Origin of the sequence: Burkholderia sp. AU30198, assembly GCF_020419825.1 — a bacterium.
Taxonomy (GTDB): domain Bacteria; phylum Pseudomonadota; class Gammaproteobacteria; order Burkholderiales; family Burkholderiaceae; genus Burkholderia.
Genome location: NZ_JAIZSA010000001.1, coordinates 487256 through 510002 on the forward strand (window position 1 = coordinate 487256; position 22747 = coordinate 510002).

The 22747-nt window shown below is 65.3% G+C and carries 20 protein-coding genes; 15 read left to right on the forward strand and 5 right to left on the reverse strand.

What is annotated here, in order from left to right:
- Positions 1 to 1341 carry an AraC family transcriptional regulator gene (locus tag LGN19_RS02115; protein ID WP_226213017.1) on the reverse strand — a complete coding sequence of 447 codons (1341 nt, stop codon included), beginning with the start codon at positions 1339 to 1341 and terminating at the stop codon, positions 1 to 3.
- 236 nt (positions 1342 to 1577) lie between these two features.
- Here LGN19_RS02115 and LGN19_RS02120 point away from each other — a divergent pair, with 236 nt between their 5' ends.
- Together LGN19_RS02120 and LGN19_RS02125 are read left to right on the forward strand one after the other, a co-directional pair.
- On the forward strand, positions 1578 to 2369 hold the full coding sequence (locus LGN19_RS02120; RefSeq protein ID WP_226213018.1) for a hypothetical protein: 792 nt from the start codon (positions 1578 to 1580) through the stop codon (positions 2367 to 2369).
- Positions 2345 to 2797 (forward strand): DUF4087 domain-containing protein, encoded by a 453-nt coding sequence (locus tag LGN19_RS02125; RefSeq protein ID WP_226213019.1) that lies wholly within the window; start codon positions 2345 to 2347, stop codon positions 2795 to 2797. Before LGN19_RS02120 ends, LGN19_RS02125 begins: the two co-directional genes overlap by 25 nt.
- Positions 2798 to 2829: 32 nt before the next feature.
- On the opposite strand, the gene LGN19_RS02130 is transcribed toward LGN19_RS02125, so the two are convergent.
- Both LGN19_RS02130 and LGN19_RS02135 read right to left on the reverse strand, forming a co-directional pair.
- A complete protein-coding gene (locus LGN19_RS02130) occupies positions 2830 to 3480 on the reverse strand; it encodes a DUF2625 domain-containing protein (RefSeq protein ID WP_226213020.1) in 651 nt (216 codons plus the stop codon).
- 29 nt (positions 3481 to 3509) lie between these two features.
- Positions 3510 to 4367 carry a LysR family transcriptional regulator gene (locus LGN19_RS02135; protein WP_226213021.1) on the reverse strand — a complete coding sequence of 286 codons (858 nt, stop codon included), beginning with the start codon at positions 4365 to 4367 and terminating at the stop codon, positions 3510 to 3512.
- A gap of 127 nt (positions 4368 to 4494) precedes the next feature.
- Here LGN19_RS02135 and LGN19_RS02140 point away from each other — a divergent pair, with 127 nt between their 5' ends.
- Together LGN19_RS02140 and LGN19_RS02145 are read left to right on the forward strand one after the other, a co-directional pair.
- Positions 4495 to 5073, forward strand: coding sequence for a DUF4865 family protein (locus tag LGN19_RS02140; RefSeq protein ID WP_226213022.1), 579 nt, complete (start codon positions 4495 to 4497; stop codon positions 5071 to 5073).
- Positions 5073 to 5243 (forward strand): hypothetical protein, encoded by a 171-nt coding sequence (locus tag LGN19_RS02145; RefSeq protein WP_226213023.1) that lies wholly within the window; start codon positions 5073 to 5075, stop codon positions 5241 to 5243. Before LGN19_RS02140 ends, LGN19_RS02145 begins: the two co-directional genes overlap by 1 nt.
- A 75-nt stretch (positions 5244 to 5318) precedes the next feature.
- Here the strand turns inward: LGN19_RS02145 and LGN19_RS02150 are convergent, their stop codons facing one another.
- Positions 5319 to 7520, reverse strand: coding sequence for a glycoside hydrolase family 3 C-terminal domain-containing protein (locus tag LGN19_RS02150; RefSeq protein ID WP_226213029.1), 2202 nt, complete (start codon positions 7518 to 7520; stop codon positions 5319 to 5321).
- 482 nt (positions 7521 to 8002) lie between these two features.
- Positions 8003 to 9004: a polysaccharide biosynthesis/export family protein gene (locus LGN19_RS02155; RefSeq protein ID WP_374102107.1), complete on the reverse strand. Its 1002-nt coding sequence runs from the start codon at positions 9002 to 9004 to the stop codon at positions 8003 to 8005.
- Between LGN19_RS02155 and LGN19_RS39720 the strand changes: the two genes are divergently transcribed.
- From LGN19_RS39720 to LGN19_RS02210, 11 genes are all read left to right on the forward strand, one after another.
- Positions 8991 to 9494: a hypothetical protein gene (locus LGN19_RS39720; protein ID WP_226213521.1), complete on the forward strand. Its 504-nt coding sequence runs from the start codon at positions 8991 to 8993 to the stop codon at positions 9492 to 9494. The two genes, LGN19_RS02155 and LGN19_RS39720, sit on opposite strands and share 14 nt — an antisense overlap.
- Positions 9495 to 9632: 138 nt before the next feature.
- Positions 9633 to 10679, forward strand: coding sequence for a dehydrogenase (locus LGN19_RS02165; RefSeq protein ID WP_122946818.1), 1047 nt, complete (start codon positions 9633 to 9635; stop codon positions 10677 to 10679).
- On the forward strand, positions 10676 to 11257 hold the full coding sequence (locus tag LGN19_RS02170) for an SIS domain-containing protein (protein ID WP_226213033.1): 582 nt from the start codon (positions 10676 to 10678) through the stop codon (positions 11255 to 11257). Before LGN19_RS02165 ends, LGN19_RS02170 begins: the two co-directional genes overlap by 4 nt.
- Positions 11254 to 11985, forward strand: coding sequence for a nucleotidyltransferase family protein (locus tag LGN19_RS02175; RefSeq protein ID WP_226213035.1), 732 nt, complete (start codon positions 11254 to 11256; stop codon positions 11983 to 11985). The genes LGN19_RS02170 and LGN19_RS02175 overlap by 4 nt, the downstream gene beginning before the upstream one ends.
- Complete coding sequence (gene gmhB, locus LGN19_RS02180; protein ID WP_226213037.1) at positions 11975 to 12547, forward strand: D-glycero-beta-D-manno-heptose 1,7-bisphosphate 7-phosphatase; 573 nt, start codon at positions 11975 to 11977, stop codon at positions 12545 to 12547. Before LGN19_RS02175 ends, gmhB begins: the two co-directional genes overlap by 11 nt.
- Positions 12548 to 12779: 232 nt before the next feature.
- Entirely contained in the window at positions 12780 to 15002 is a 2223-nt protein-coding gene (locus LGN19_RS02185; RefSeq protein ID WP_226213039.1) for a GNVR domain-containing protein, read from the forward strand.
- A 54-nt stretch (positions 15003 to 15056) separates the two neighbouring features.
- Entirely contained in the window at positions 15057 to 16226 is a 1170-nt protein-coding gene (locus LGN19_RS02190; protein ID WP_226213041.1) for a glycosyltransferase, read from the forward strand.
- A 20-nt stretch (positions 16227 to 16246) separates the two neighbouring features.
- Positions 16247 to 17677, forward strand: coding sequence for a DUF6418 domain-containing protein (locus LGN19_RS02195; protein WP_226213510.1), 1431 nt, complete (start codon positions 16247 to 16249; stop codon positions 17675 to 17677).
- The gene (locus tag LGN19_RS02200; protein ID WP_122946823.1) at positions 17674 to 18912 is read left to right on the forward strand and encodes a hypothetical protein; all 1239 of its coding nucleotides are present in this window, start codon (positions 17674 to 17676) and stop codon (positions 18910 to 18912) included. Before LGN19_RS02195 ends, LGN19_RS02200 begins: the two co-directional genes overlap by 4 nt.
- A gap of 119 nt (positions 18913 to 19031) precedes the next feature.
- Positions 19032 to 20240 carry a glycosyltransferase gene (locus tag LGN19_RS39725; RefSeq protein WP_226213043.1) on the forward strand — a complete coding sequence of 403 codons (1209 nt, stop codon included), beginning with the start codon at positions 19032 to 19034 and terminating at the stop codon, positions 20238 to 20240.
- Positions 20241 to 20441: 201 nt separating this feature from the next.
- Positions 20442 to 22247, forward strand: a complete 1806-nt coding sequence (locus LGN19_RS02210; RefSeq protein WP_226213045.1) for an alpha/beta fold hydrolase — start codon at positions 20442 to 20444, stop codon at positions 22245 to 22247.
- The last annotated feature ends 500 nt before the right edge of the window (positions 22248 to 22747 follow it).

Genomic DNA, 22747 nt, shown 5'->3' on the forward strand with positions numbered 1-22747 from the left:
TTACCGGTCGCTGCTGTCGCTGCGGGCCGTCGTGGCCGACAGGCGAAGCTGACGCGGCGTGACGCCGTAATGCCGCTTGATCAGCATCGTCAGATAGCTCTGGCTGCCGAATCCGCATTCGAGCGCGATCGACAAGATGCTCGCGGACGTGTGGCACAGTCGCCAGCGCGCACGTTGGAGACGCTGTTCGATCACGTACTGCATCGGCGTGCGGGCGAACTGCTCCTTGAACGCGGCGATCGTCGCGTGTTCGCTCAGGCCGGCCAGACGCGCGAGGTCGGCGAGGCCGATCGGTTTGCCGAGGGACTCGTCGATGAAGCGGTTGACCTTCGTTTCACACAACGTATCGGCGAGCCCGCGGAAATCGTTGCGGATGTCGGCCGCGTTCGGATTGCGCCGGTAAGTCGCGCTCGGCGGCTCGCCGAAGCGCTGCCGATAGGCGCTCACGAAGCGGTGGGACGGCGCGAAGCCAAATGCATTCAGGGTGCCGACGAAACTGCCGTCGCCTCTGGCGAGCGCACGGCGGACGCCATACAGCCGCCCGTCGAAAAACAGCACGGTCGAAGGCTGGCCGGTCAGCCGGCGGATCGCGTTTTCCAGCGCGCCGGTCGGGCAGCCGAGCGCATGTGCGATCGTGCTGAGCGTTTTCCATCGCATCGGATCGGTTTCGATCATCGCCACCGCGGAACGCGCGGTGTGTTCGGTCGCACAGGTATCCGTCGCAAACAGCGCGCTGTAGTTGCTGCCGTGCCGCAACATCATGTGTTTCAGCATGTGCTCGTACAGTGCACGAATGGCCGCCTCCGGTGCGGGCGTCAACCGCATCATCCGGCGCAGGCAGTCCGCCGCGGCATTCCATTCGATGGCCGCGTCGGCCGCGAGCGGCTTCATGTCGAACCTGACCGGCGCGGCAAGCGGCTTGCCGATCCATTGCGACACGAAGTCGTTCAGATCGCCAGCATCGAGAATCACCGACAGATGGCCGATACCCTCGGGTTGCGTGAAACAGGCCGACATGCCGGTCGACGAAATCGGCATCACGTCACCGACCGCACATTGTGCGACCGTTCCGCCGCTCGTATAGGTCGAACCACCGCGAAGGCACGACAGGAACAAATAATTGGGACGCGGTTCCGACGAGTGGAAATGAAACGGCATCTCGTAATCGACGTCGTATATGCCGATTCCGTTCCATTCCTGGCCGCCCATATTCACGGCCTTTCGATCCGCATGCTGTGCGCGAAAGCGGTTATCCGCATAAATTTTCTCGATGAAATCCGAAACCTCATCCGGATCGTCGCTGTGAAAACTGTGCGTCTGGATCGGTGATTCGCTTATCATGATGGTCGGTCGGGCTTTGGGTGGCTCAATTGAATACGCCGAGGAGTCAATCCGGGCTGGAAGCAGTGCAACTCACGGCCGACATCGTAGGGAAGTGCGAGCCGCTCGATAAGCCGCCGCGCTGTATACGAGGTATACAGTGCGGCGGCTCCGGTTAACCACGACGAACCGATACGTGGCGAAACAATTCGGCCGGGCAGCACACATCTTCCGGAAACTGCAGCGAGTGATTGATCGTGAAAGCGAAGACGCGATTCAAGACGATATCCATGGTGATGGTTCCAGTCGTTGTGCTCGCCACCGCAGGCTATGGGTGCTCGAAGCCATCGAGTCAGCCTCAGATCACGTTCCCGAGTCCCCCCTCCCAATCTCAGGCAGAAGCGTTTGCACGTCAGGACGCGTTGCGCTATACGACCGACGAAGTTTGCGACGATTATCGGAACTGGCCAGTCGTCTACGATTTCGACGCGCCGGTGTACACCGAGATCAAATATACGCTCGCGTTGATGGAGGCGCTGGCCGATGCCGGATTCGTCACCAGGAGGGTTGTGCAGAACAGGAATGCCGGGCCCGTTCAGTTCTATCCGCACGAAAAGCGGATTTACGACATTGTTCCGCAAGCGAAGCCGTATGTGCGCGAACAGCGCAATCAAGCCGGACCATCCGGGGCTGGCAGTTCGTCGAAGGCCCTTTGCTTTGGGCGCTATGTGTACGATCACTTCACGTCGCTCGAGGCGGATTTATTTGTCGGCGATTCGTCGGACCGGTCGAGGATCAACGGGAGCGTCTACAAGGATCTTAATGGTGCGTACAGGACGGATGTCAGGTATTCGATACGGGCTGAGCAGGGATTCGACGATTGGGCAAATGCCATCGATATGCAGTTGCACGGACACAAGGTCCGTAACGAGGCCGAATATTATCCGTTTCGCAGGCTCGGCGATATGACGATTTGGGGCATCGGGCTGGAAAAGTATGTATCGCTGGAATATAGCGAAGGCAAATGGAAATTTGCCCCGAAACCCTGATCGAGGTGGCAATGCGCGATACCCGGTGGTGGCTCGTCCCCCGTATTCAGACATGGATCGGCATGTTGTATTCGGCGTTGGTGTTGATGTGCCCGATCCATGCTGACGCGTCAGGGGATCGATGTGGCTGGCTGGATCTATCGAGGAATTCGTCGAAGAACAATGCAATCGAGTTTCATGACAGCGAGCGGATCTGGATGGTCGACAGGGAGGCCGGGCAATGGCCGGTCATTCGTCAGTCGGACATGTATCCGAATACGACGAAGTCGTATACGTATTCATCGGTTCGCGAAGAGGATTATCTGACATGCGCGTGCATGGTATTCGAGTCCGTTGACGGTGGCGACGTGACGAAGATGCGCCGGGCACGCCTCATTCCGATTGATCGCTGTCTGCGCGACAAGAATTTATGGCAGCCGCCGAATTAGCGGGTGGCGGCTATTCAACGGTTGTGGCCCGATTAGGGTTGTCGTGACGCCGCGGATCCGGGACTGACATGAAGCGCGTACAGCTCGGAAACGCTGACCGCCTTGCGGCTGCTGTGCTCCACCGAGCCTTCGTTCGTCCACAGGAACGGATAGAAGTTGAAGCATTGATCCGTCGTCAGATGCAGGACATCCGCTTGCCAGCCTGGCCAGCGCAAGCTCGCATAGAAGTCGTGCAGCTTCTCGCTGAGCGACCACCGCACGAAGTCGCTATACCCGATCTCGAGCGGCTCCCATCTCAACGTGTCGGGTGCAAAGTAATACACCGAACCCGTGTCTTCCCCGAGTGCGCCGCCGTTCAACGCGAAGAAGCCGCCGACGGCATCGTCTGCGATCAATAGAAAGCCGGACGATCGCCCGGTGTTCCAGCCGACGATGTCCCTGAGCAGCCTGGGATGGCCCGAGCCAAGCAGACGAAGGTAGCCACCGTCCACCAGGATGCCGCCGGTCGAATAGGCGATTGCCCCCAGGGTCGATCGGGTGGATACCTGAAGCGCTGAAAGCACTTCGCCACGCCGATCGGATGCGGGCAGTATTTCGCAACGGTGACGGGCTGCTGCCGCCCACTCGATCAAAGTCGGGAGCGCGGATTCGCGTTCGTTTACCAGTTCGTCCAGCGGACGCATGTTTTTCTCCGGGTTGTTCAAGCGCGACATCACCGTATGCCGACCGACGAACGCAGTGCCGCACCGAGCGTGCGCAGCGCCTGCCGGGCCCGCGCATCGGTCAGGCTCGAGTAGAGCACCACGTCGCGCGTCGGCAATGGCGGCAGCCCGTATCGCGCACCCACGTCGACCGATCCGACGGGCGCCACGCGATGCCCGAGCGCGGCGACCGCGAGCCCCGCGGATACCGCCGCGCCGATCGTCGCCACGCCGCCACCGACGAACACTTCCGTCCAGGCGACGCCGGCTTCGTCCAGTGCGCCAATCGCCATGCGGCGCACGCTGCACGGCTCGGCCTGCGTCGCGAGCCGCAGCGGTTGCGGCGGATGGTACTCGAAGTCGGTCGCGGCCATCCAGCCGAACGATTCCGACAGCAGGGTTTCACCGTCGAGCCGCCGGCTGTCGTGCTGCAGTGCGACGGCGGCGTCGAGCTGGCCACGGTCGAACGCATCGAGCACGTCGCGCGATGCGGCGACCCGGATCTCCAGCACGAGCCCCGGTTCCGCCTCGCTCATGCGCCGAAGCAGCATCGGAAGATCGGCGCCGACGACATGATGGCTCACGCCGATCACCAGCCGCCGCTGGCCGGCGCCGAACGCGCCGATCGCACGCTGGTGAGCGGCCACGAGTTCGCGCGCCGGCTCCAGGAACGCGGTGCCGTCGGCCGAGAGGCGAACCTGCCGCGGCGTGCGTTCCAGCAGGCGGCGGCCGAGGCCCTCTTCAAGCCGCTTGATCTTCAGGCTCACCGCGGACTGCGTCGTGTCCATCGCCTCGGCGGCCCGTGTGAAGCTCTTGAGGTCGGCGGTCAGCACGAACGCCTGCACGGCTTCGATGTCGAGCGTTTTCATCGCACACTCATCCATTGAGAAATCAAATCATTGAAATATTCTGCCATCGTATTTTCAAATGATTCAAGGTCTTCTACGCTGTTCTCAAGCCGTTCGGAATCTCCCTTTTCTTTCCCAGGAGTCGATCATGCTGACCGCGTACTACGTGCACCGCCTGCCGGCGGACTACGACCTCGACATCATCCGCAATCGCGTGCGTGAGCGCGGCAGGCTCTGGGACGACACGCCGGATCTGGTGTTCAAGGGGTTCCTGCTGCGCGAGGCCGGCCGCCACGGCGCGACGGAAAACGGCTATGCATCGCTTTATCTGTGGCGCAATGAACAAGCGTTCGCCGGGTTCGTCACGGACGGCCGCTACCGGGTCGTGACGGACAGTTTCGGACGCGCGCCGATCGACGTGCAGGTCGCGCTCGATGCGCGCAAGGGCAGTGCGTCGACGGCGCGCTTCGTGCGGCTGGAAGCGATCGATATTCCGGCGGATGCCGACCTCGATGCGATGCTGGCACGGGAGGTCGCACGCAATCGCGAAGCGGCGGCGCGGCAGGGCACGGTCGCGACCGCCGTCAGCCTCGATCCGCTGCGCTGGCGGCTGACGCGCGTGCTCGTTTCGGAACACGAACCGGACGACGGCGGCGCGGGCACGGTGTACCAGGTCCTGCATCTGGCCCGGCCGTTGCTCGATACGCTCGAGGGGAGCGGAGTGTGATGGACGGCGTCGCGTCGCAATCGCGGGCCGGGCCGGCGGATGGGGCGAGCGGCGCGCGATTGGCGCGATTGCCGGCCGGACTGGTGGTCGCCGCGCATCTGGCCGGGATGGCGGCGGGGATCGCCGCGATTGCCGCGCTCGCGACGTTGCTGGCGTTGCTGTTCCGGTAAGGTTCGCCGGTGCGGAGGGGGAATACGGAAGGGCCGGACACGGCGTGCGCGGCGCTTCCGTAGGGTCATTCCCGCTCAGTGCCCCTGCAACCGGATATCCCGCGACGACGCACCGACATACACCGTGCCGCCCGGCACCACGCGCCAGCCGTTACGCGACGTATCCCACACGCTTTGCATCCGCGGCGACACGGTCACGCGCATACGTCGCGTCTCGCCCGGATTCAGGCGGATCTTCTCCCAGCCGACCAGCCGCTTCGGCGGTTCGTCCTTGTACGGCACGCCAAGATAGACCTGCGGCGTTTCCGCGCCGGCGACGCGTCCGTCGTTGCGCACCGTGAACGCGACGCTCAGCGACCCGTCCCATTGCTTGGACACCGACAGCCCCGAATACGCGAAGTGCGTGTACGACAGCCCGTAGCCGAACTCGAACATCGGCTTGATGTTGCGCGCGTCATACCAGCGATAGCCCATGTTCAGCTTTTCCGCATAGACGGGATCGTTGTCGAAGGCCCCGTTTTGCCCCCAGGCCGGCGAATCCTGATCGCGCGCGGGGAACGTGACGGGCAGCTTGCCGGACGGGTTGACCGCACCGAACAGCACGTTCGCGATCGCCTTGCCGCCGGCTTCGCCCGGATACCACGCCTCGACGATCGCGGACACCTGGTCCTTCCACGGCATCAGCACCGGGTTGCCGCTCTGGACGACGACGACCGTGTGCGGATTCGCGCGCGCGACGGCTTCGACGAGCGCATCCTGGTTCGACGGGTTCGCAAGGCTCAGGCTCTGGAGATCGCCGAAATCCTCGCCGGCCGGCTGCGCGACGACGACGATCGCGACGTCCGAACGGCCCGCGAGTGCCGCGGCCTGGTCGATCTCCTGCTGCGTGTATGCGCGGAACGGCGACTGCTGGTCGCTGTTGCCCGCATACGTGACCTGCGCGGCCGGCGCGAGCGCGCGGATCGCCGCGACGATCGGCACGTCGACCTTCAGCCACGGATTGCGCCACCAGCTGCATCCCGTCGATGACCCGAACGTCAGGCCGCCGCAGCCCGCGAACGATCCCGATACAGGGGCGCGCGTGTTGCCCGAGCCGCCGCCCGACAGCACGGCCGCATCGGCATGGCCGCCGATCACGGCGATATGCGACAGCGCCGACGCGGCAAGCGGCAACTGGTTGCCGTCGTTCTTCAACAGTACGATCGACTGCTCGGAGGCGGCCTGCGCGAACCGGTTCGCAGCGGCGAAATCGATTGTGCCGCCGCCCTTGGCCGGATCGTCCATCACGCCGACGCGGATCATCACCGCGAGTTTGCGCCGCACCATGTCGTCGAGCCGCGCCGTCGACACCGAGCCGTTTGCGATGGCCTGCTTGACGGCCGCCGGCGTCAGGTACACGCTCGGCCCGACGTCTTCCTCCTCGTCGAGCCCGGCGTTGATCGCGGCGGCGGTGCTGTGCGTCGCCCCCCAATCGGACTGCACCTGGCCCTGGAAGCCCCATTCGTTCTTCAGCACGTCGTTCAGCAGGTGAGGGTTCTCGCACGCATACGCGCCGTTCAGGCGGTTGTAGCTGCACATCACGCTGCCGGGCCGCCCGCGCTTCGCAGCGATCTCGAACGGCAGCAGGTAAAGCTCGCGCAGCGTGCGCTCGTCGATCTGCGTGTTGCCGCCCATCCGGCCGTGCTCCTGTTCGTTGCCGGCGTAGTGCTTGATGGTCGCGATGACTTTCTGCCGCTGCGTGGCGAGCGTGCGTTCGGCGAGCAGGTCGCCGGCCAGCAGCGGATCCTCGCCGAGATACTCGAACAGGCGCCCGCCACGCGGCTCGCGCGCGAGGTTGGTGCCGCCGCCGAGGCCCATGCCGAACCCTTGCGCGCGCAACTGGATCGCGACCTGCTTGCCGTAGTCGTACGACAGGCGGCGATCCCAGCTCGCGGCGACGGCGATCGTCGCGGGGAATGTCGTGCTGGCCTGCGACGTGCTGCCGGAACCCGTCGCCGAATCGACCATGTTCAGGTCGGGAATGCCGAGCCGCGGCACGCCCTGGATGTAGCCGGCGCCGCCACCCGGCACCTTTGACATTTCGTATTGCGAATGAATGAATTGAAGTTTCTCATCGAGCGTCATCTTGCGCACGAGCAGGTCCGCGCGCCGGACCGCCGCGGCCGATGTGAACGCATCGGTGGCGTCGCCCTGCGCGTTGAAATCGGCGTCGCCCGCGTAGGCGGTGGTGCAGAGGGTCGCTGCCAGCACGACGGCCGGCCAGAGTGTGTCCCGCATGTTGCTCTCCATGATCGTATTGCCGGTTATTCGGATGATGTCTGGAGCTGCGCACGTCCAATGGATTCGCACCGGACGCATTCGGCTGGCGATGCTGGGTGGTGGCGCGTCGGCATGCCAAGACAGGCAGGGAATCGTTACGGCCGGTTGGGCTCGACCGGTACACGCGGACGGTGACGCACGGGCCGCCCGACGCTGGCGAATCGGATGTAGCGATCCTCTGCAGCGACTAATGGTATGAATGTAGTTTGACTACAGCATCGGTGTTTATACCGATACGTCCGATCTTTCTTCGGCAGGGTCGCGCGACGAGACGGAAACGCGGTCATCGTTCCCGATTGCGGACGTGTGGCGGGGTAAGAAGTACCTGCGCAAACGCGGTTGCGCAGGGAAACGCGTCGAAGAGGGTGGTCCGGTTCGTTGCGTGCGCATCGAACCGGACCGGGTTCGCGCAGGCCGGCACGGCCGGCATGCGCGGAGACTTACTTCGTGACGAGCGCGCCGGTCAACCCGGCGCTGATCGCCGGCAGCAGCAGGTTCAGCACGCGGCTTGCGCGGACGAGCCCGGTGTTGTCGACATAGACGACGTCCTTCGACGCCAGCGGGAACTGGTTCGCCAGCAGCATCGACACCGGCGACTGCATGTCGAGGTGATAGATGACGGGTGCGCTATCGGCTGCCTTGCGCAGCACGAACACCTGCTTGGCATTCGAGGTCTGCTGGTTGAGCTGGCCGGCCTGCGTGAGCGCTTCGCTCAGCGTGAGCGTACCGTCGCGCAGCGGCGCGACGGCTTGCGGCCTGACCACTTCGCCCATCACGTACACGGGATTGTCGTCGCGCGCGTCCACATGCAGCATGTCGCCGGGTTTCAGCATGATGTCCGCCGGATTCTTCCCGGTCTTCATCATCTGCGCGACGTTCAGCGGATAGATCGTGCCGTTGCGGGTAATCGTGACGCGGCTCTGATCCGCGGTCGGTGCAAATCCGCCCGCGCGGCTGACGGCTTCGATCAGCGTCATCGGAATGTCGTTGATCGCCTGCGCGCCCGGATTGCGCACTTCGCCGTCGATATAGACCTGGGTCGCGCGGAACGAAGCGACGCGAACCGTGACCTGCGGCTTGACGAACACCTTGCTGAGCTCGGTCCTGACCTCGTGCTGGATTTGCGCGACGGTTTTTCCGACGGCCTGGATCGGATGCGGGACGTACGGAAACTGCACGTTGCCGCTGCTGTCGACGACGAAGCCGGGCGCGGCGTCCGCGGACTTCGTGTTCTGCGTCGGCTGCCCGGCGGCGGTCGCGAATTCGGGGTGATCCCACACCGTGATCTGCAGCACGTCGCCGGCGCCGATCCGGTACATGTCCGACTTCGCGAACAGGTTCGGCGGGATGGACGCAGCGGGGGCGCGCTTCTGCTCGGCCCGGAGCTGCTCGATCTGCGTCAGGTCGATCTGCTTGACCGGCACCTGCATGTCGCTGGTCACGTCGCCGTTGTCGGCGGTCGTGACCGGTAACGCGGTCGAACTCATGTGCTGCCCCGGCACGACCGTGCATGCGGAAAGCACCGCGACGGTCGCGCAGGAGAGCGCGATGCACATGCCGCGCATGGCAGTGCGAGCGTGGCCCGGCGCCACGGAATCGAACGGTAGAACGTTTTTCATTTTTGTGTCCAGCATCGATGAATCGATTGATACGTTATCCGGATCGAATTCGAGTCGCTCGTCGCGTGCCCGTTTCGCTCTGAACATCGTGATGACGCTTCCCGGCGGCGTGCAGGCACCGGGCAATCGGCGCGTGTTCCACCGCGGCATCGCTCCCGACGGCAATTGTCAAAAACTGGCAATGACGGAAGGACGTCGTCGTGCGAGGGCGGGAACGTGCCGGCGTTTTTCATGTTGCTTCGCACGTCGCCGTGCCGATCGCGAACAGAGCGTAACGCAGGTTGGACGCCTGGAAATTGCGGCGGCGGCTTAATGTAAGCCATCGCACGCAGCGTGCCGGACATCTATCGCATAGTGGCACCAACGAACATGACCGTGCATTCCCGGCGGAATGTGCGGGGGCGGGAATGGCATCGTGCCGGCGTCCGGCTCATTGTCTGCGAGAGATTTCATGACACGCTTCATTGCCCGTTCGAGGGCTCCTTTGCGGTTGGGTCTGGGCGGCGGCGGAACCGATGTGCCGCCTTATTCGGATCAGTTCGGCGGTCTGACGCTCAATGTGACGATCGAGAAGTTTGCGTACGCGTCGATCGCGCCGCGCGAAGACGCGAAGGTCGAGCTGGTCGCAGCCGATACGGACACCCGATGGATCGGCCCCGTGTCGCCGGTGCTCGAGGTGCAGAACGGGCTCGGGCTGCACGTCGGCGTCTATAACCGGATCGTCCGCGATTTCCACGGCGGCCACCCGCTGGCCGTCACGATCACGACGTGCTCCGAAGCGCCGCCGGGATCCGGGCTCGGATCGTCGTCGACGATCGTCGTCGCGCTGGTCAGGGCCTTCTGCGAACTGCTGTCGCTGCCGCTCGGCGAATACGACATCGCCCACCTCGCACACGACATCGAGCGGGAGGATCTCGGGCTGGCCGGCGGCAAGCAGGATCAATACGCGGCGACGTTCGGCGGGCTGAATTTCATGGAGTTCTACGGCGATCGCGTGATCGTCAATCCGCTGCGTATCAAGCAGGAAATCAAGGCCGAGATGGAGGCGTCGCTCGTGCTGTATTACACCGGCGTCTCGCGCGAGTCGGCGAACATCATCAAGGAGCAGAGCAGCAACGTGGCGGAAGGCGTGGTCGATTCGCTGGCCGCGCTGCACGAAGTGAAGGACGAGGCCGTTCGGATGAAGGAAGCCGTGCTGCGCGCCGATTTCGACGCGTTCGCCGCGTCGATGCGCGACGCGTGGGAATCGAAGAAGCGGATGGCGAAGAACATCTCGAACTCGATGATCGACGATCTGTACCGCGTCGCGGTGCGGGCCGGCGCGAAGGCGGGCAAGGTGTCCGGTGCGGGCGGCGGCGGCTTCATGATGTTCTTCGTCGATCCGGTCGAACGGTCGGCCGTGATGCGCGCGCTGGATGCATGCAACGGAATCAATGGGCAAGTGCTCAACTGTACGTTCACCGATATCGGTGCGCAGTCGTGGAGAAAGAAACAATGACGATCACGGTAGAGAGCGAAATTCGCCAGACGTTGTCGGTGCTGACGGCGCTCGTATCCGACGGGGAGCAACTGGCGCGGATCGAGCAGGTGGCCGGGCGCGTGACGGAGGCGCTGCGCGCGGGCAACAAGATCCTGCTCGCGGGCAACGGCGGCAGCGCGGCGGATGCCCAGCATATCGCCGGCGAATTCGTCAGCCGTTTCAACTTCGACCGGCCGGGGCTCGCGGCGTTTGCACTGACCGTGGACAGCTCGGTCATGACCGCGATCGGCAATGACTACGGCTACGAGAAGCTGTTCGAGCGCCAGATCCAGGCGACGGGACGCCCCGGTGACATCTTCTGGGCGTATTCGACGTCCGGGCGTTCGCCGAACATTCTCCGTGCGCTGGAAGTGGCCCGGACGGCCGGCATGTTTTCGGTCGGGTTCACCGGCAACGGGCCCGGTGCCGCCGAGATGCGCACGCGTGCCGACCTCTGCATCGAGATTCCGTCCGCATCGACACCGAAGATCCAGGAAGGGCATCTCGTGTGCGGCCACATCATCTGCGGCATTGTCGAAGAGCGGATCTTCGCATGAGCGCGATGCTGCCCTGCCTGATCCTTGCCGGCGGCCTCGGCACGCGGCTGCGCCCGGTACTGGGCGATGCGCTGCCGAAGGCGCTCGCGCCGATCGACGGCGAGCCGTTTCTGTGCTGGATGCTGCAAGGGCTCCGGCAGCAGGGCGTGACGGAGGTGGTGCTGTCGCTCGGCTACGGCAGCGGTCCGATCAAGGCGCTCGTGACGTCGCGCGACTTCGGCATCGCGATTTCGGTGGTCGAGGAGGACGAGCCGCTCGGCACCGGCGGCGCGATCGTTCACGCGCTGAAGGCCCATGGCGAGCGCGACATGATCGTGATGAACGGCGATACGTGGTCGAACCTGGATTTGCAGGCGTTGTCGGCGTTCTATCGCGCGACGTGCCCCGATCTCGTCGTGGCGGCGACGCGGGTCGACGATGCGTCGCGTTACGGCACGCTCGAATTCGACGCGAGCTCACGCAGGCTGTCGGCATTCCGGGAGAAGCGCCCGGCGCAGGGCTACATCAATGCGGGCACGTATGTCGTCAACGCGCGAACGCTGCTCGGTTTCGTGCTGCCGGAGAAATTTTCGTTCGAGCAGGACTTCCTGTGCGATCGGGGTGAGGCGCTCGACATCCGTGTGTTCCCGGAGGTGACGACATTCATCGATATCGGTGTGCCGGCGGACTACCGACGTGCGCAAACGGTCATTCCGCCGATGCTGGAGATGCGAGCCAGTGAAGCGTAAGGCACTGTTCCTGGATCGCGATGGCGTGATCAATGTCGACACCGGCTATGTCCACCGGCAGCAGGACTGCGTATTCGTCGACGGCATCTTCGACCTCGTGCGGCTGGCCAATGCGACCGGTCACCAGGTGGTCGTCGTGACGAATCAGGCCGGTATCGGCCGCGGGTATTTTTCGGAGTCGCAGTTCGTCGCGTTCATGGACTGGATGCGGCGGAGGTTCGACGAGCGGGGCGCGAGAATCGACCGCGTCTATTACTGCCCGCATCACCCGGTGGCCGGGATGGGCCGCTACCGGCAAGCGTGCACATGCCGGAAACCGCAGCCCGGGATGCTGCACGATGCGCGGCGCGATCTCGGTATCGACCTGTCCGCGTCGATCCTGGTCGGCGACAAGCAGTCCGATCTCGATGCCGGCGCGCGGGCCGGCGTCGGGCGTCGCTTCCTGTTGGTGGGCGACCCGCGCGGCCATGCGGAAGCCGATCCGACGGCCGACGTCGTTACACGCTTGGCCGACATCGGTGCGGCGCTGCTGGGCACGGGAATCGCCGCCGCGGGGGCGTAGGTGGCGGCAGCATCGACGACTGCACGCCGGAATGAAACGAGCGAGGGCTCGAGTACGGGCTGCCGGCCGTTGCGCCGGCCGGGCGGAAACGCACCGGGAATCCAGGTTCCCGGCGCGGTGCTTCCCGGATCGGCACTGAAGGGATTCCAGCCGGATTTTCAAAGACATGAACGTGAACAACAACGCGCGTAAAGCGGCGAAGCCAGCCGGATCTTCCATTCTGGAGTTCAGCATGAAGATGGATCGACCTGCATTTACCGGGCATGAAAACGAAACGAAACACGCCGGCCGGAATGCGACGCGGTTGTCGTCGGTCGATATGCTGGAGAACGTGCTCGACAACGGGCGCCCGTTCGCGGCCGTGTTCGCGGCCTGCCTGCTGCTGGCGATCGTCTATGCGATTGCGGCAGCGCCGGTGTATTCGGCCGACACGCTGATCCAGATCGAAGAGAACAAGGCCAGCGCACTGGGATCGCTGTCGTCGATCTCCAAGGCACTCGATATCCAGAATTCGGCTGTGGTCGGCGAGATCGACATCGTCCGCTCGCGTTCGGTCGTCCTGGAGGCGATGAATGCGACAGCCGCACAGGCCGAGGTGTCGGTCGAGAACCGGTTTCCGGTCGTCGGCGGCCTCATCGGTTCGCTCATGCCGAAGGACGCGAACGGTCTCGTCGAGGCGCCGCTCGGGATGTCGTCGTGGGCATGGGGCGGCGAGCGCCTGGAGTTCAGGGCGTTCGAGGTACCGGCCGCGCAGGTCGGCAAGGCGCTGGCGTTCGAATATCTCGACGGCAACCGGTTTCGGCTGAAGGACCGCAGCGGTCAGGTAGTGCTGAGCGGCGTGGTCGGCGTGCCGAGCGCGAGCAACGGCTATCGCGTCGACGTGGCGCGGGTCGTTGCGCGCCCCGGTGCGGAATTCCGCGTGCGGCGCGTCGCGACCGACGTCCGTCTGGAAGCGATCCTGAAGAAGCTGGGCGTGACCGAGACGAAGCGGCAGTCGGGCATCATGCAGCTGAATTTCGAGGACGCCGATCCGGTCTTCGCCGCGCGCATGCTCAACGCAATCGCGGCGGCCTACCTGAACTTCAACGCGAGACGCCGCGCCGACGATGCCGAGCGCAGCCTCACGTTCCTCAATGCGCAGATGCCGATCGTCAAGGCCCGGCTGCAACAGGCCGAACAGGCGCTGAACGCGTTTCGCAACCAGCAGGGCTCGATCGACGCGCAGGGCGACATCCGGCTGCTCGTCGAGCAACTGGCATTCGTCGACAAGTCCCGGCTCGAGACCAAGCTCGCGTACCAGGACCTGTTGTCGAAATACGTGCCGGGACAACCGCAGGTCGTGGCGGCGGCCAACAAGCTGAAGGAACTCGACGCGCAGGCCGCGGTGCTGAAGGAAAAGGCGGCACGGCTGCCGTCGCAACAGCAGACGTACTTGCGTCTGGCGCGCGACGTCGAGGTCAACAATCAGCTCTATGTCGGGCTACTGAACAACACGCAGCAATTGCAGATCGCGGAAGCCGGCACGGTCGGCAACGCGTCGATCGTCGACAAGGCCGTCGTCGGCGACAAGCCGATTCGGCCGAAGCGCCTGATCGCGATTCTGGCCGGTGCCGTGACCGGACTGATACTGGGCTTTCTCGCAGCGCAGGGCCGCGCATTGCTGGCCGGGCGCATCCGGGATCCGCACGACCTGGAAGCGGCGCTCGGCATTCCGATGCTCGGCGTTCTGCCGAATTCGCGCCGCCAGGCCGAAGCGGATGCGGACCGCACACCGGCATTCACCGCGACGAAGGAACCGGCCGACGTGCCGCTGGCCGACGCGATGGACAGCCTGGCGCTGACGTTGCGGCACCGGCTGGCCGCGTATGGCGGCGACGCGAAGGTCGTGCTGGTGTCGTCCGCGGCGCCGGCGCAGGGCAAGTCGATGATTGCCGCCAATCTCGCGTACCTGTACGCCGAGAAGGGGCTCAAGACGGTGATCGTGGATGCCAACGTGCGCGCGCCGGCGCTGCATCGCTATTTGCCGGTCAAGGCGACGAAAGGCCTGTTCGACGTACTGAAGGGCGAACTGCCCGTCGATGACGCGATCACCGTCGTCGACGGTCGGCTCGATGCGCTGTCCGCCGGAAAACAGGCGGCGTCGACGCGCAACCTGTTCGACATGGCACGTCTCGATGCGCTGGTCGCGTCGTTGCGGAGCCACTACGACATGGTCATCGTGGATGCACCGTCCGCTTCGCCGGTAGCCGACCTCGCGGCATTGTCGCGCGTGGCCGACATGACGCTGCTGGTGGCCCGCCAGGGTTCCGCGAACTCGGCCGGCCTCACGGACGCGCTCGACAGCCTGGGCAAGATCGGCGTGCGCATCGACGGGCTGGTGTTCAACGGTTTCGCGCCGTCGCCGTTGCGCGGCGTCCGCCGGATCGGCGCCGGCTTCGCCGCGGCGCGCGCCTGATCGAACCGGTGATTCCATGGTATTGGGTGAGGGGCGTATCGCATGAGTGATTCGATGGCAAGCAAGGATGGATTGCGGCGCGTGGCGCAGGCGGTGCGGATCGTGTGGTTTCTCGGGCCGCGGCCGGTGAGCTGGAACGGCGTCATGCGATACAGCCTCAAATGTATCGACTTCATTCCGGCCTTGGCGGGATTTGACGTGGAGCCGACCGACATTCCGGCCGAGCCGCGCTCGTTTCGGCGCTACTGGACGCAGTTCGTGCTGTATCCGCTGCGTGCGGTCGCGGCGGCGCGCGCCGGGCACTTCGTGATGCTGTACCAGGAAGACCTGGCCTTCATGATTCCGCTGGTCCGGTGGGCGGGTGGCCGGGTCGGCATCGTGCTGCATCACGTGCAGCGTCCGGGGCAGGTGCGCGGCGTCGTCGAAAAGCTGAAGAACGCGTACATGAAGCTGACGCAGTCGTTGATCGCGACGGCGGATGTGGTGCTCGTGCCCTCGGACATGACGGCGCAGGAAGCGCTGGCGGACCTTCGCATCCGCGCCGACCGGATACAGGTCGTGGCCAGTGCGGTCGACGATTGCTATACGCCGATCGACGCTGCCGTGCGCGAACGGGCGCGAGCGATGCTGCTGGCGCGTTTCGGCATCCACGTCGACGCGGCGCTGGTCGTGCTGAACGTCGGTTCGGACGAAACGCGCAAGAACAATGCGACGCTGTTTCGCGCGCTGGCATCGCTCGGGCGCAAGGACGTGATGGTGTTGCGGGTGGGCAGCGCACAGAACCAGGCCAATCGCGACGAATGCCGGGACATCGCCGCACAGGCGGGAATCGCCGTGCATTTCGTCGAGAGCGTGGAAGACGAGGATCTCGGCTACTTCTTCCAGGCATCGGATCTGTACGTGTCGCCGACACTGCACGAAGGCTTCGGCCGCACGGTGATCGAAGCGCAGCTCGTCGGCCTTCCGGTCGTCGCGTCGGATTTGCCGGTGTACCGCTACACGATGGGCGAGTCGTTCGTGGCCGTTGCCGATCTGATGGATGCCGCTGAATGGGGCCGCCAGATCGAGCGCGTCTCGGGCACTCCGTCGCTGCAGGCCGAACTGGTGAGCGCCGGGCGGGCCAACGCCCAGCGCTTTTCGTCTCGCGCGGTCAGCGCGCAATTGCGCGACGCGCTGGACCGGGCCGTGCTCGAGCGACCGCGCGCAGGCCGGGCGGAAGCGTGAAAGAGGTGGTGACGCGCACGATTCAGGCCGACGGCCGGGCCGCGGCATTCGCGGGGCTGGCCGTGTCGACACTGTTCGTCCTCGCGCTGGCGATCAATGCGATGCTGCCGGCGCTCGGCGCGATGGCGCCGAGCGCGACCTGTACGTTGCTGGTGGCGGTCGCGGGGCTGGTTGCGCTGGTCGTCGCCCGCCCGGTGTTCGCCGTGTCGATGCTCTACCCGCTGGTGATCGGATTGACCGCGTTCGTTGCGGGCGTGGGAATCGAATCCGGCGGATTCCTGCGGGAAACGGACATCTTCGGTGTCGCGAACGGCGCGTTCAGCCGGCTGCTGTCGTTCTACGCGATTTTCGTCGCGTGCGCGCTGTACGCATTCGAGCGGTGCCTGAACGAGCGCGACGTGCACGTGCCGATCCGCGCGCGGATGACGCGCCAGCCGATCAGCGTTGCGCTCGGGCTGGGGCTGGTCGGCGCGATCCTCGTGACGGGCGTGCTGGCGGGCCTGACGGGCGGCTTCGCGGTGCTGAGCGGCATCAACCGCTACGCGCTGCGCAACGATGCGTCGAACAGCTCGCTGTTCAACCTGTTCCTGAACAACCAGACGTTCGTTGCCGTGCTCCTCGGCACCTTCTGCACGAGCTCGAACCGCGTCGTGCGATGGGTGTCCGTCGTCCTGATCGTCGCCGATCTGGTGCTCGAAGCACTGCACGGCGAGCAGTTCATGGCCGTCCTGCACGTGTGCCTGACGTTTCTGATTCCGTTCATCGCCATTCACGCGATCAACGGCAAGCCGGTGATGCGCTACCTCGGGATCGGCTCGGCCATCGCGCTCGTGATCGGTAGCGTGTCCGTGTTCTATGCATACCGGGGGCAAGGGCTGGACATCGCGGAGACGGTGGTGTCGCGCTTTCTCGAACAGGGGCAGGCGTGGTACGTCGTGGACGGCGACGCGCATCTGTTCAGCGCACCGACGCTGGGCGGCATGGCGGCGTTCGGGCGGTTCCTGGGTTCGCTGGGCTCGTTCACCGAGCCGACGTTCTTTAGCGGTGCGCCGGTGAGCGGCCTGCGCGACCTGATGCTGTCGTACGGCACGCCCGAGATCCTGAAGGCGTACGTGTTCGACGACGTCACGTTCACGATGGGTAACGTGGCGGTGCCGGTCTACTGGTTCGGCTACGCGGGCGGCGCGCTGTTCGTCGCGTTGACGGGGGCGATCTACGGCGCGGCGAGCGCGATCCTGATCCGGATCGCGATGCGCGGCGGGGTCGTGATGCTGTGGCTGTTCGCGAAGATCTTTGCGTACGCGACCTATGCGATCCAGCAAGGCGATTACTGGACGCTGTTCGGTGTGCGCACGCTGTTCTACCTGGCGATCGCGCTGGTCTGGTGGTATTGCATCGATGCACGGCACGTGAACGCCGACGCGAAGCGGATGGGCACGGGGGCATCTTGAACGCGTTCGTCAGGCTTCTGTTTTCGTCGTTCGCGGGCGTGGTGTGCGAAAAGATCATCGGGGCGCTCGCGGCGATCGCGAGCAATCACCTGTTCGCGAACATCTACGGCGCGCGACTGTTCGGCGAGCTGCAGTTCGCGTTGTCGCTCGCGTACGTGATCGGAAGCCTTGCGCTGATTTTCGGCGCACAGGTGATCCAGCCGATCCTCGGCAAGCATCCGCGCTTGCGGCACATGGTCGTCTACCGCGCGTTCCGCCTGCGGCTCACGCTGACGCTGGCCGTCATGGTGCTGTTCATGGGCATCGTGGTGATCGTCATGCGGCCGTCGAGCGTGTCCGAGCTCACGTTGATCGCGGCTTTTGCGCTGATCGTGGAGCCGATCGCGCTCGGTTCGTTGATGGCTTATGCCGAGTCCAGGCCGTGGGTCATCACGCGGGCGAGGGCCTATGCAAGCTGCGTCCGCGTGCTGTGGCTGTACATCGCGGCACACGCGTCGATGGGCGTGGTGGTCGCTGCGTTCGCATGGCCGCTCGAGGCATGCGTGGCGGCTGCCGCACCGTTCAGCCGCTATCGCGCGCTGGCGTTGAAGTCGCCGAAATCGTTCCGCGGCAGCGCGGCCGTCACGAAAGCGCTGGTCGTGCGCGGGCTGCGGATCTGGCCGGCCATTGCGGCCAGCGTGCTGGTCCTGCGCATGGACCGGCTGCTGCTCGGCGTGCTGGTCTCCAAGGCCGATCTCGGTATTTACGCGTCGGCGGCGTCGCTGGTCGAACAGTGGAACTCGGTCGGCACGACGCTGGCGCTGGCGCTGGCGCCGAGCATGGTCTTTGCGGCGCGGACCGAGTCGCTGGTGCGCGCCAAGGCGTTGAAGCTCGGCCTGTATCTCGGCCTCGTCGGTTGTGTCGCGTGGGTCGGCAGCTGGTTCATCGGCCGCACGGTGTTCCTGACGATCTACGGGCCCGCGTTCGTCGACGGCGTGCCGATCATGATCTACGCGACCGGCTGCTCGATCGCCACGTTCGTCGATGCTGGGCTGAGTACGTGGCTCCTGGCCGTGCGCCGCTACCGGCTCATCATGATCAAGCAGGTGCTGATCGTCGCGGCGATCGTCGCCGCGCCGTTCGTCATGCCGCGCGCGCTGGTGATGTATGCACCTTCGACGGGGATTGCCGTCTCGCTCGTCGTGTTCTGGTGTGTCGTGCTTGGCTATCTCTTCCATAACAGGGTGCGTTCATGAACGGCCGGTTCCGTGCGGACATGGGCCTTGTTGCGCCGGCAACCGGCCGGACGCGGGTGCCGCGATCGGCACGCGCCGCATGCAAGAAAGAGGGTTTGGGATCGATGGGGAGGTCGCTCGTGAAAAGCCGGGTGCTGATGGTGATGACGCGGGACATTCCGCAGGACGTATCGAACGGGCGGGAGCGCACGCTGAGCTTCATCCGGAAGGCGATCGGCGAGCACACGGAAGTGGCCGAATTCAAGATCCGCTCGGTGTTCGAAGACGGCGGTATCCGCGCGAAGATCGGCGCGGCGGTGCGGGTGGGATGGAGCGTGTTGCGCGGCGCGCCGTGCGCGCTTCAGGTGGCGATGTTTTCGCATCCGCGCAAGCGGACGGCGCTGCTTCGCGCCGTCGACGCATTCAAGCCGGACGTGATCTATTTCGACGGCATCCGGCTCGTGGACTACGCGATCCTGGTTCGGCGCCATGTGCCCGGTTGCCGGATCGTCGTGGATTTCGACGACCTGATGTCGCGTCGCGCCGACATCCTGCGCGAGCAGGATTTTCCGCTGTCGGCCGGATATCTGGAGAAGTCGCTACCGGGGCCGTTCGTCAGGCTCGCCAACGCGAAGCTGGTCCGCAACGCCATCCTGGGCTATGAGGCGTATGCGCTGAAGCGGCAGGAGCGGGCGGCGATCGGGTCGTCGCATGCCGTCACGCTCGTCTCCGTGGAGGACGCGCACGCGTTGCGGCAGTCGCTCACGAACGACGAAGCGGTGAAGGCGCACGTGATCGCGCCGCCGATGGATGCGCTGCTGCCGATGCGGCGTCCGGCGGCGCCGTTCCGGTTCGTATTCATCGGGTCGGACCGGCAGTTGCAGAACCGGCTTGCGATCGAGTACCTGGTGGCGTTGTGGGCGCGCGTCGGGCCGGCGACGCCGCTGGTGATCTACGGGCGCATGGCCGGTCGCTACGATCCGGTGCCGAACGTCGAGTTCGCCGGATTCGCGCCGACCCAGGCGGACGTCTATACCGCGTACTCCATTGCGTTGTGCCCCGCGTTCCTGCGCGGCGGCATCAAGTCGAAGGTGCTGGAAGCCGTGTCGTACGGCTGCGTGCCGGTCGGGAACGCAGCGGCCTTCGAGGGGCTCGGGTTCCACGACGACGCGCTTGCGATGAGCGAAGCGCGGCTCGAGCGGTTCGTCATCGAGCCGGCCGCGGAGCTGGAGCATGTCGTGGAAGCGGCGACGCGCTTTTCCGCCTATTGCGAGCAGCACTTCAGCATGCCGGTATTCGACGGGCGGTGGCGCGTGCTGATCGCGCCACCGCCTGACAGCCCGTCGTGACGGGCCAACACAGTGCAAAGGAGGGCATCGATGTCGTGACCTGAACGACTCGCGGACGACCGGCTTCCGGACCTCGCATGTGCAGCGTGGCCGCCGGAAAGGGGAACGTCTTCCGCGAGCGATTTGCCGTCCTTCGGCCGATCGATTCAGCAGTTCGGCCGAAGGACGCCATAACCATTCTTCACCGATACCTAATAGAAAATGAGACCGATCATATTTGGCGGGCGGTTCGGATGGCTGCATCCGGGCAACGGGACGCGGGGCGTCGTCCTGTGCAACGCTTATGGACACGAATCCGTCTGGAGTCACGGCGGCATGCGGAATCTCGCAGACCGCCTGGCCGGCCGAGGGATGCCGGTGCTGCGCTTCGATTACCGCGGCACGGGCGATTCCGCGGGGGCCGATGGCGCGAGCGACCAGTTCGAGACGGCCGTCGACGACGTGTGCGCGGCCATCGCGCGGCTGCGCGACGAAACGGGCGTGACGCAGGTGACGCTGTGCGGCCTGCGGCTGGGCGCGGCATTCGCGTTGCTGGCGGCCGGTCGATGCGACGTCGACCAGCTCGTGTTGCTGGCGCCGGTCGCAAGCGGGCGCAGCTACGTGCGCGAGCTGTCGATCATGCGCAATATCTGGCTCGACCGACTGCCGGCACCGTTGCGGGAGGCGCAGCCGAAGGACGCGCCGTTCAACGTGCTCGGGCAGGTCTACAGTCCCGAGTTCCGCGCGCGGCTCAATGCGTTCGACGCGGTCGACGCATTGAAGGACAGCACCGGCGCGCCAGCGTCGGGCACGCTGATCGTCGACGTGAATGGCGGTGGCAGCGAATCGCTGCACCAGCGGCTCGAAGGGTTGGGCGGCCCGGTCGAGCGCCGGTCCTTCGAAGGCTATGCCGCGTTCATGCAGGAGACGACGTTCTCGAGCCTGCCCACGCGGGTGTTCGACGAGGTGGTCGACTGGGTCGCGGCCACGGCGGTCCGGCAGGCCCCGCCGCCCCGTGCCGTATCGAACGCGGGCCAGGATGCCGACCTGATGCTCCGCACGCCGGAAGCCTGCGAACAGCCGGTCAGGTTCGGTGTGGCCGGCCTGTTCGGCATCATGTGCATGCCGCATGCGATGCACGACCGCGGGCCGGTTCTGCTGATCACGAACACGTCGGCCAGCGCGCATGTCGGCGATAGCCGGCTGTCGGTGCGGATCGCGCGGGAGCTGGCGCGGCGCGGCATCGCGTCGCTGCGCTTCGACGGCCGCGGGATCGGCGACAGTTCATCAGTAAGCGACGGCACGTCGGACGACGTGCGTCAGCCGGTCTATTCGAGCGCGGTCGTCGAGGATGTCTCGACAGCTGCCCACTGGCTGAAGGAGCAAGGATATCGACATGTCGTGTCCTTCGGCATCTGCTCGGGCGCATACAGTGCGTTGCGCGCGGCGCTCGTGGGGCGGGCGCTGTCCGGCGTCATCTCGGTGAACCTGCAGAGCTTCCACATGCCCGACGGCCTGTCGACCGACGCGCTGCGCCAGCATCGTCCCAATTCGATGGCCGGCTACCGCTCGTCGTTCTTCGAGCTCGAGAAATGGAAACAGGTGCTGGCCGGCAAGCGCCGGATCATGCCGTTCGTCCGGCTCGTGCTGAAGCGCGTGACGACGCGCGCGGCCGTCAGGATCGGCGCGTGGCGGCGCCGGCTTGCCGGATGGTCGTGCGCGGAGACGATGCCGGTCGAGCCTCACGACATCCTGCGCACGCTGCAGCGCAAGGAGGTGAGCACGCTGTTCGTGTGCGGCGCATACGACACCAGCCTGGACCTGATGACGACGTACTTCGGCCCGCGCGGCAAGCGGCTGTCCCGGTTTTCGGGCGCGCGCGCCGTCGTGCTCGACGATCTCGATCACAGCGTCTTCAGCTCGCATGCGGCCGACACGGTGGTCGGACTGTGCAGCGAGTTCGTCAAGGGGCTCGATGCGCGTCGCGCACCGGTAGGGCGGATCGTCAAGGCCGAATCGCCCGCGTGATTCGGGGCCGCCGGAGGCTGTGTCAGATGTCGCACAGTCGGCGAGGCGGTGCGTTGATAGAGTCACTCGTCTGTCTTCGACGACACTGCTCGGCCGCTGTGCGACCCTGACGATGAATCCCGAAAGCCCCGGGTGTTTGGACCGTATCGACGCGATGCGCGTCGTCGCGGTCCTGCCCGTCATCCAGACGCACCACGCCAGGCGATTCGTGTCGCTGGTGGGCGCCCGGCAGTGGCTCGACATGCGGCAGCGCACTGTCAATGTCGGACGAATCGGCGGGGGGCTTTTTCGGGATCGGCAGTTTTCTGATCGGCAAGCGTCCGGTCGACGCTGTGCAAGACCCGGTCCGACACTGACGGGAACGCACGCGTGATGGCTTGAAGGGGTACCCGCGTGTTGCGGACATGAATGGACTGTACGGAGTGGAGAGGATGCTGGCGAGTGCAAAGGTGCCTGAGGGCTGCGGCGGTGTGCCGCGAAATCGGATTGTTCAACATACG

Excerpts from the sequence above, each read along its gene's own strand:
- LGN19_RS02150 (WP_226213029.1), bottom strand. The coding sequence starts at position 7,520 with ATGCGGGACACACTCTGGCCGGCCGTCGTGCTGGCAGCGACCCTCTGC.
- LGN19_RS02125 (WP_226213019.1), top strand. The coding sequence starts at position 2,345 with ATGGAAATTTGCCCCGAAACCCTGATCGAGGTGGCAATGCGCGATACC.
- LGN19_RS39720 (WP_226213521.1), top strand. The coding sequence starts at position 8,991 with ATGTCGCTGGTCACGTCGCCGTTGTCGGCGGTCGTGACCGGTAACGCG.
- LGN19_RS02135 (WP_226213021.1), bottom strand. The coding sequence starts at position 4,367 with ATGAAAACGCTCGACATCGAAGCCGTGCAGGCGTTCGTGCTGACCGCC.
- LGN19_RS02115 (WP_226213017.1), bottom strand. The coding sequence starts at position 1,341 with ATGATAAGCGAATCACCGATCCAGACGCACAGTTTTCACAGCGACGAT.
- LGN19_RS02145 (WP_226213023.1), top strand. The coding sequence starts at position 5,073 with ATGGACGGCGTCGCGTCGCAATCGCGGGCCGGGCCGGCGGATGGGGCG.
- LGN19_RS02140 (WP_226213022.1), top strand. The coding sequence starts at position 4,495 with ATGCTGACCGCGTACTACGTGCACCGCCTGCCGGCGGACTACGACCTC.
- LGN19_RS02130 (WP_226213020.1), bottom strand. The coding sequence starts at position 3,480 with ATGCGTCCGCTGGACGAACTGGTAAACGAACGCGAATCCGCGCTCCCG.
- LGN19_RS02210 (WP_226213045.1), top strand. The coding sequence starts at position 20,442 with ATGAGACCGATCATATTTGGCGGGCGGTTCGGATGGCTGCATCCGGGC.
- LGN19_RS02170 (WP_226213033.1), top strand. The coding sequence starts at position 10,676 with ATGACGATCACGGTAGAGAGCGAAATTCGCCAGACGTTGTCGGTGCTG.
- LGN19_RS02185 (WP_226213039.1), top strand. The coding sequence starts at position 12,780 with ATGAAGATGGATCGACCTGCATTTACCGGGCATGAAAACGAAACGAAA.
- LGN19_RS02175 (WP_226213035.1), top strand. The coding sequence starts at position 11,254 with ATGAGCGCGATGCTGCCCTGCCTGATCCTTGCCGGCGGCCTCGGCACG.
- LGN19_RS02165 (WP_122946818.1), top strand. The coding sequence starts at position 9,633 with ATGACACGCTTCATTGCCCGTTCGAGGGCTCCTTTGCGGTTGGGTCTG.
- LGN19_RS02190 (WP_226213041.1), top strand. The coding sequence starts at position 15,057 with ATGGCAAGCAAGGATGGATTGCGGCGCGTGGCGCAGGCGGTGCGGATC.